The organism is Blautia sp. BCRC 81119 (assembly GCF_003184505.1).
In the GTDB taxonomy this organism is placed as follows: Bacteria; Bacillota; Clostridia; order Lachnospirales; family Lachnospiraceae; genus Blautia_A; species Blautia_A fusiformis.
Genome location: NZ_QJHD01000023.1, coordinates 65,297 through 74,424, shown reverse-complemented (window position 1 = coordinate 74,424; position 9,128 = coordinate 65,297). Strand labels below are relative to the sequence as shown.

General features: G+C 43.6%; 4 protein-coding genes. All 4 read right to left on the bottom strand.

Annotated features, from left to right (window positions below):
• Positions 1-894: 894 nt before the first annotated feature.
• The gene (locus tag DMI82_RS20480) at positions 895-1,029 is read right to left on the bottom strand and encodes a hypothetical protein (RefSeq protein ID WP_278308656.1); all 135 of its coding nucleotides are present in this window, start codon (positions 1,027-1,029) and stop codon (positions 895-897) included.
• A 253-nt stretch (positions 1,030-1,282) separates the two neighbouring features.
• The gene (locus DMI82_RS13915) at positions 1,283-6,262 is read right to left on the bottom strand and encodes a leucine-rich repeat protein (protein WP_110103635.1); all 4,980 of its coding nucleotides are present in this window, start codon (positions 6,260-6,262) and stop codon (positions 1,283-1,285) included.
• Between the two features lie 41 nt (positions 6,263-6,303).
• Complete coding sequence (locus DMI82_RS13910) at positions 6,304-7,377, bottom strand: OmpA family protein (RefSeq protein WP_021652916.1); 1,074 nt, start codon at positions 7,375-7,377, stop codon at positions 6,304-6,306.
• 14 nt (positions 7,378-7,391) lie between these two features.
• Positions 7,392-9,053 (bottom strand): MotA/TolQ/ExbB proton channel family protein, encoded by a 1,662-nt coding sequence (locus DMI82_RS13905; protein WP_110103634.1) that lies wholly within the window; start codon positions 9,051-9,053, stop codon positions 7,392-7,394.
• Between the last annotated feature and the right edge of the window lie 75 nt (positions 9,054-9,128).

The following is a 9,128-nucleotide window of genomic DNA, read 5'->3' as shown; positions in this document are numbered from 1 at the left end:
TAAAGAAATTTTCGAGAATCGTATGTGTTTCACTGTTTAGTTATCAAGGTTTGTTGTGTCTGTCTCTCAGACAGCTCGTTTATTTTATCTCATCTCTTTTTGTTTGTCAAGCACTTTTTTAAGTTTTTTCAAACATTTTTGAGTTAAGATTTTGTTGTCGTTTTGTTGACGACTTGGATACTTTATCATATCTTCTGTCTTTTGTCAACTGCGAATTTCATTTTTCTGAAATTCTTTTTAATTGTTTGTTTTTTAAAAACAATTATTTGCGACAGCTCAGTTATAATACCACTGGGAGTTATGCTTGTCAACCATAAATTTCAATTTTTTTAGATTTTCCTGGAAGTTTATTTTTATAGGACAATTTCTTTTCTGCTATCATTCATCCATTATGCTATTATCTTCCTGTTTATTATTTTATATGTGTTGTTTTTTATAATAAGACTCTTCGCTGGATGGCGCTACGCCGGTCGCATTTTCAATGCGGGAATATGCAGGGGGAAGGCCATCTCAGAGTTCCGTAGCCCGAAGGCCCTCCCCCTGCACCCCCACCCTCTTGGGCACGGAAGGAGTTCTGCGTTGTTGTGTGTGCTGCGTTGTTGACTTTTGTCTGTATGCTGCGGTACTCAGAATGGAACGTTGTGCCGATCTGTTCCCTGTATTCTTCGATATTTATGGCGATACGCTATGCCGATCTGCGATCTGGTTCTGGGATTCTTCGGTACTTATAGTGGTACGCTGGGCCGATCTGGTCCCTGTATTCTTCGATATTTATGGTGATACGCTGTACCAATCTAGTTCCTGTATTCTTCGATATTTATGGTGATACGCTGTGACGATCCCGTTTCTGTATTCTTCGATACTTATAGGAATATTCTGTACCAGTCTGACATTTCAGGACAGGACGCCCAGTCCGCTTCCGTCCCATGCTCCGTTTTTTTCCTGTCGGTTGGAAGCGTCAGCCAGAGGAAGGTGGCATCGGGCCGGGCTGCTGCCACCTTCCTCTGGCGTCCCCCTCTCCATCCACACCACAAAAACCTCCACCCCCGACTGCATCCCCCACAGACCAATTCCACCTTCCTCTAGCGTCCCTCTATACCTCCAACAAAAAAGCCCCGGTGCCCAGCAAATACAACACTGCCAGACACCAGAGCAAAAAGAACAAATGTCAAGCGGATATTCACAATCCACTTCGCTACTTGCTCATAACCGAATAACTGCTCCACAGCTTATCGCTTTTCGCAGCCCCGCAAAGGACTTAATTGATCCAGTTAAACCTCAATCACTTCCCATACACTGCATTAGACTTACATCCCGAAATATAAGCTTCATAATTCAACGCACTATCATAACGAGCCAAATGCCCCTGCATAACATACGGATTCCTCACAACTGACGCCACATATCCCCCGGACTTCTTCAGGCAAGTCAGATAAGTCCTCATCAGTAGCTGATAATCCCCGATCTGCTGATTCGAAGCTCCACCATTATTCTTCGCCTGAATGATCTCATTCCGAAGCTGCATAGCAGAATTTCTCAAAGTCATCGTATTTGACACCGAAACCCATGCCTGCTTATAACCCTCGATCGTCGGTCCAGGGATCATTGTACCGGTAACGTTAAAGATCAGCTCCGCGAGCTCAACATAACAGCTGCCAGTATACCCCTTATGAGTCCATACTGTATCCAGAACCTTCGTCAATGACTTCGTCAACATCTTCTTCACTTTCTTCATACACCTGTCTGACGCATAATCCACCATCAATGTCTTAAGCGGCTGGTCATAATACTGTTTCAAAAGATCAATTCCCCTCTTCAAAGAAGAATCCTCCTGCAGCCGATAACTCAGTCTGTCAAGGCAATCCCTTCCAACCGTAACCAACGTCAGAAAATTCATCAGATAATCTCCTGCACTCATAATAGCATCTGCACTGTTAAAAGTTTTATCAATGGTATCCCACCTGGAAACCCCTTTATCGTTTTTCTTGTAAAACCAATCAAGCATATCATTAAGCTCAGTTCTGCTATACTGCGTCACACCCTCCAGCTTCATAGCCAGCTGATATTTCGTGTCACCATTTTCAAAGAAATGATCCGAAAGATCCTTTGTATTATGAATGATATCATAAGCCTCTGCCAAAGTATCGTTACCATACGTCAGCATAGAACTCTCCGCAGTTTCCACAATAAGCTCCATAGCCAGACTCTGTTTCAGTTTATCATCTGAAAAATCCGTCCCATACACCTTATTAAACAGATTACACATCGAATACGCAAATCCGTTCAGCATATTGGATTTAACCGTAGCCCAATATGTTGAAGTGCCAAAGCCCGAAGTAGCACTGGTATCCGCACTTAACGCATCAAACATCTCACCCTGAAGATCACCTGTAACCTTGTCAAAACCGGCATTGTTCAGAAACTCCGGATACTTTCTGAAAAGATCATCCGTTGAAAGCTTCGTATCCACGCTGGAATCAACACCACCACCTGCATTAAAGACCACATTCGCTGTCAGCTTCTCATTGCCACCTGCGATTTTAATCTGAGCCCATTTATATTTCGGCCCCGCATAATAAACCTTATTAATATTATTGCAGCCTCTGAATGCATTTGCCTCAACACTGGTCACATTGGAATACACCATTACCGTACGGATCTTAGCACAGCCATCAAATGCACTGCTACCGATCTTCTTGGCATTTTTCGAAATATAGACAGAACCTGAAAGCGAGCTGCACCCCTTCATCAGACTTGCGGAAATCTCTTTCAGACCATCCGGCAGATCAATAGAAGTCAACGATTTACAGCCGGAAAAAGCCTCCGCACCAATAGATACGGTCTTACGGTTAAGAGAAACCGATTTCAGTACAGTGCAGTTCTTAAATGCCTTTTTACCAATAGTAAGAACACCCTCTTCTGCGATTACAACCTTCTGTATCTTCTGTCCTTCAAAAACGCTGTCCCCAAGTCCTTTTACCCGAACTGTTTTCATTCCGATCGTGATCGTTGTAGGAACTGTAACATTCACAGCCTTTCCGGTATATTTCATCAGGATCACTTTTCCATCACTATCCTGTTTAAATACCCAATCACTATTCTGGACTTTTCCCGTCAGATTGATCGTAAATATTCTCTTAGAAGCCAGGTATACCTGATCTGCACTTGTCTTCGTAGTAACCGTCACAACAACTTTGCCCTGACCTCTCACCATCAGACCTTTGCCGCTTTCATACCATGCCGCTGTTTTTCCGGAATTTGATACTGCGCAGGAATATTTTGCTCCTCCAAGGACAGAAATCCTGATCGGCTGATTAAAATTATCACTGGATATCGTATAGCGGTTCAGGCCACTACTCTTCAAGGCTTTGGAAACCAGTCTGATATTCTGCCGCCCCTGGAAAATAACCTTCATTTTTCCGGATGCAGCTTTATAATGCTTTGTCTCAGCCGCATGGACCGTGATCGTGGCAGCTCCCGGTTTTTTCAGTGTAACCTGCTTTTTCCCCTTCACCACAGCAATACCGGAAAAATTACTGGACAGGCTGATCCTGGCATTCTCTTTCGCTGAAACACTTAAATTCTTTGTTTTTCCATTCTCTGTTGCTGCATAGATCTCATTCACTGCCTTGATCGTCTGCTTTGCCTTCGCAATGGTAAAGCTTCCGTTTTTGCTCTTAGATTTCGCAAAAACCCCTTTACCTTTAATCGTGACAGTAACTTTACCCGGCTCAATATTTTTCCCGGAAGGATAAGAAACCGTATAGTGTGTTTTTTCTTTTAAGGTCTGTCCGTAAAACTTCACGGTAACCTTTGGTTTCTGTGGCTTTCCATTCCAAGTACAGTTTTTCACTGTGATCTTTGCCTTCCTCAGATCTGCTTTTGCCCAGTGGGCATACAGATTCTGATTCCGTTTCAGATTAAATTTTGTTTTTGCGGTAACCTTCTTACCCCCATCCTTAGGAGTCGTATACCAGCCAAGAAAATAGTAATTCTTCCTGGTCGGAGTCGGAAGTTTACCATAGACACTTCCATTTTTTACAGTTTTTGTTTTATCTTTTGACGCAAGCTTCGCATCCTTCGCATTTTTATCAAACGTGATCTTAAAAGTTGTTTTCTCTGTGTTTCCCACTGAAACGAACGGTATGGAGAATTTTTTTGCGTAAGCTTCCGCAAAAGAACCTGTAGAACCTTTTATTGCAAAGTCAGATGAAACATTAACAAAAATCGTATCTTCATTCAAATATGTGATATCATTATACCACGCCATTGTTTTTACACTTGGCGGGATCATAACCCATTTCAGTGATTTACAATCCTTAAAAACATACTCCTTGATATCCTCCACAGAGGAAGGTAATGTAAGGTTTTCCAACTTCTCACACTTGTAAAACGCCTCTTTCCACAAAACTTTAAGTCCGCTGTTGATCACAACTTTCTGCAGATTTACACATCTTCCGAATGCGATATAATCAACTTCTGTAACCGTTGAAGGAATCTCTATGGATTCGATTCCCGTACATCGGTAAAACAGTCCCTGTGCAATTTTCTTGATTCCTTTTCCAAAGGTTACCTTTTTCAGATTCACGCAATCTGCAAAAGGGCCGCCCATATCATAGTAATTTCCTGTAGCTCCATTTGTCTCCACACCAGCCGGAATATTTACTTCTGTCAGACTCTGGCAGTTATAGAACACACTTATCCCAAGATACTCCAGGGAATCTGGAAGTACAACATTTTCCAGGCTTGTACAGTTAGCAAAAACATTATCACGGATCGTTTTCAGCGTTTTCGGAAGGTCGCGTTCTGATAATTTCATATTTTTGCAGTTCTGAAAAGCTTCTGAATCAATACCCTCCAGCTTTTTGGAAAGAGTCACCTTTTTCAGATTTTTACAGCCAAAAAACGCACTGTACCCGATCCATTTCACACTATCCGGAATCACAATTTCCTCCAGCCCTATATCACCGGAGGGTGCATAAAAAATCCCTCTTGGAACTTCCTCCATTCCGTTGTCCAAAGTCACATTTTTCAGATTTTTACAGCCATAAAAGGGACCTGGCCACTGCCGGTTCGCCGCTGTGGTATCATGGGTCTTCATTTTTGGTGGGATGTTGATCGTCGTAAGACCTGTACAATCTCCGAAAGCTCCTACATCCAGAAATTTCAGCGTAGATGGAAGCTTCATGGAAGTCAAACTCTTACTGTAGGAAAACGCTCCATTATAAATATTTTCCAGGCCTTCCGGAAGAATCACTTCCGTAAGTGCAGAACAACTCCGAAACGCATATGCCTCGATATTTTTTACAGTATCCGGAACAACGATCTTTCTCACACCGGAACACTGCAAAAACAAGCCTTTGGCAATCTTTGTGATCCCTTTTCCAAAGGTGACCGTCGTCAGACCTGCATCTCCCGCAAAAATTCCCGGATACGCCGGACTCTCACCCACATAACCATGTGTGACCATCGATGCAGGGATATGGATACGGGTAAGACTTGTACATTGCTCGAATGCACCTGCTTCTACCACCACCCCATTATCCGGAATGCGGATGGAAGAAAGGGATGTACAACCGGAAAAAGCTCCTCGTCCGATCTCTTTTACAGAATCCGGAATATTCAGACTTGTCATATTAATACAGTCTGAAAATGCTCCGGTATCGATTCGGACAACCGGCTTGCCATTGATCGAAGATGGAATGTTTCCATTCACATAAGCGCATCTGTCACTTTTTATCTTATTGTTATTCTTATCATAATGGTCATCGTTAATGACCGCTTTGATCGTAACCTCACCTTTTTCGTTAGAAATACATCGCAGTCCGTTCCATTCAAATCCTGCATTATCCGCACCTCCAGATAATGCATCTTCACTGCCATCCTCAAGCTGAGCTTCTTCCACTTCCGCAGATCCAGGATCTTCTGCCAGACTTTCCGGTTCCTCTTCCAGCTCCGGTTCCTCTTCCAATTCCGGATCTGTTTCCAGTTCCGTAGAAATATCCGCTTCATTCACATCGGACTCTATCATTTCTGATCCATCTTCTCCGGGATCATCAACCTGCTCTGTCTCAGAAGCAGCTGCCTCATCAGATGGCAGCTCCTCCTCAGCACCGTTTTCCTCAGTTGGCTGCGGTTCCTCTTCCACTGCCTGTTCCACACTCTCTTCTGCTGAAAAATCAGCTGCACTGACCAGCATTCCCGAATCCAGGCTGCCAGCCAGAAGCGTCATTGTCAGCATCAATGCCAGTTTTCTTTTCATACCCAATCCTCCCTAATAAAATATAAAGCAGCCATATTTTATTACTGCTTATTATCCTGATTTTCTTTCTGATTCTTTTCTTTTTTCTGAGCAGTACTGTCGGACTCTGCAGAATCTCCCTGCATGATCTTATTCAGTTCCTGGATCATCTCTTCATCCTTCAAACGGAATTTTACCTCTACACGTCTGGACGCATCCTTATCTACATTTCCATCTGCATCCAGAACCGGATCTGACATGGAATGCCCATTCACTGTCAGACAATCCTTCAGTTCCTGAACCTGTGAATCCTTCAGAAAATCACTCTTAATATCCAAAAGATACTGCGCTACCGCCAGAGACCTCTTCTGTGACAGCTCCAGGTTATAACTGTAATCTCCGTCTGTATCCGTATAACCATCAATAATGATCTCGCCAAGATATTTCTTATAGGAATCATCCAGCAACACCTTACAATATGTCGGCAGCACCATAGACAATGTCATCTTACCGGAATCGGTAAGCTCTGCCTGATCATAATCAAACATAACATTGGCATTCAGCGTCAGCGCACCTGTCTGTGGATCAATATCCACATTGAGGTTCTTTTTTTCAAATTCCTTCTGCAAAGCTTCCACAACCTCAGCTTTCACGCCGATGATCTTGTCAATCTTCTCCTGTTGCTCTTCCAGAAGCTCTGTTTTTTCATCCAGCGCAGACTGCTGCTCTTTCAATGTATCCTGTTGGCTGGAAAGCTTCTTTTTCTGAGAGGCCAGCTTTTTCTGCTGCGCCTCAAGCGTTTCCTGCTGTTTGGCAAGCTTCTCTGCCAGAGAAGACAGTTCTTCATCCTGAGATTTGATCTGCTTGTCCTTGGACTTGATCTGCTCATCCTGGCTCTTTAATGTTCCTGCCTGCTCATCCAGCGCATTCTGTTTTTCCAGAAGCTCTTCTGTATATTTTTCCTGAAGAGCGATTTTTTCATCCCGTTCCTTCAGACTGTCCTGATAGCTCTTCTGTGCCTGAAAAAGTGTCACACACATGATCAGAACAAAAAGCAGCAAAACTCCTGCCATCATATCCGAATAAGAACGCCAGACATTAAACCCATGCTCCTCCGGCTTTCTTTTTTTGCGCATTGACAATTCCTCTCTTATTTAAATAAACCAAAACGGCTTTTCTGTGCTGCCTTCGTTGCCTCACGGATACTGCGCTCGATCTCATCCAGCAGCGCTTCCTGTCTTGCACCCTGTCCTTCCAGAAGATCCTCCAGACCCGTCAGCTTATCCTTAAGTTCCTGGATACCGGCATTGCTTCCATAGCCCCAGGGCTGTCCGGCGATCAGATGGATATCACGGTTATTTTTTGCCGTCTTGATCTCAGAAAGAAGCCTGCGTACCTCATCCAGAACACTATTGACCATCTTCTGGCTCTCAGTAAATTCTTTCACTCTGGCTTCAAAATCTTCGATCATCTTCTTATCTTCACGAAGAAGCTCCTCGCTGATCCTATTGGAATCCGCAACTGCTTTCATCCCTTCTGCAGCACTGTCCACATACTGGCGCATAGATGCATTGCAGGTTTTCCAGAGATCTGCGGATTCTTTTTCATTTTCATGCATATGCCGGGCAAGCTTTTCGTAATCCTGTTTCTGTAGCTGCTGGATCATCTGATTATCCCGGATAATACGATCTGCAGTCTTCATATAACTGCTCTGCATCTCATCGATTTCCTTAATGGCATCCTTCATGGCACGTTCCTGCTTCGTAAAGGTTTCACTCAGCTGACTGCTCATGGTCTTGTACAATTCTGATGTATATTCTGTATTCTCCTTCTGCACCTTCTTAAGTTCTGCCAGAGCATCATTAAAATCTTCAAACTGCATCTGAAAGGAACCATGCATCTCGCTTAAAAACATATCCAGGATCTCCCGGATCGCATCCTGCTGCCCTTTTGTCACAGATGCGGTAAGAACGTCCAGAGAATCATTCATCTTCTGAAAAGTAGGTGTGATCACTTTCTCAAAGCTATCTGCCATCTGCACAGAAAACTGTTCCGCCATCTGTTTCATGGCTTCTGTCTGTGTCTTCTGGCTGGAAACAAGGAGATTCCAGGACTCATTCTCCGCAGTAGGGAGCACCAGTGCGTGAAAACGATCCAGAAAATCCTGCATCGCCTGGGACATCGCAGAATATCCGCTTTTCATCCCAAATGTGTACACAACAGAAAGTGCAACTCCATAAATGGAAGTCAGAAACGCAACTTTGATACCATCTACAAGAGCGGATACCGAGCTTGTCATCACTTCATAATCTGTGGGCTGGAAGTTCTTAAGTCCCCACACAAGACCGATAAATGTTCCAAGGATACCAAGGCTTGTAAAAATGTCCGGAGCCATCTCAAGGAGTCTCTTGTGGATATGTACATCTACATCCTCAATATTCACAAAATCCTCTACTTCAGCGATCCCTTCTTCCGTTCTGCTGATGCTGTCAACAAAATCATCCATCTTTTTGTCGAGATAGCGGTCACCGAAAATCCCTCGCAGCTGCCCAATCTCTTCTTTTCTGGCTCTTCCCGGAAGCTGAAACACTTCTGTGATCTCACCAGCGCCATGCTTCAGTGCTCTTGACAGGTTATCCATCCGATATAAACCTGCAAAAAGCCCCACTGCGTATATGATCAGCATAAGTCCCAGAAATGTAAAATTATAAAGCAACACATTCCCGGAGCCTTTTCCAACATAAGCAGTCAGGGTTGCCGCGGCCACTGTTACTGCCAGAAACAGCACTGTATTCATAAACTTTTTTCCCATAATATGCCTCCCCTGTCTTTATTTTTGAAAAAAGTTACTCTTTTGTTCCCATACTATCATAACATCTTCCCTAAA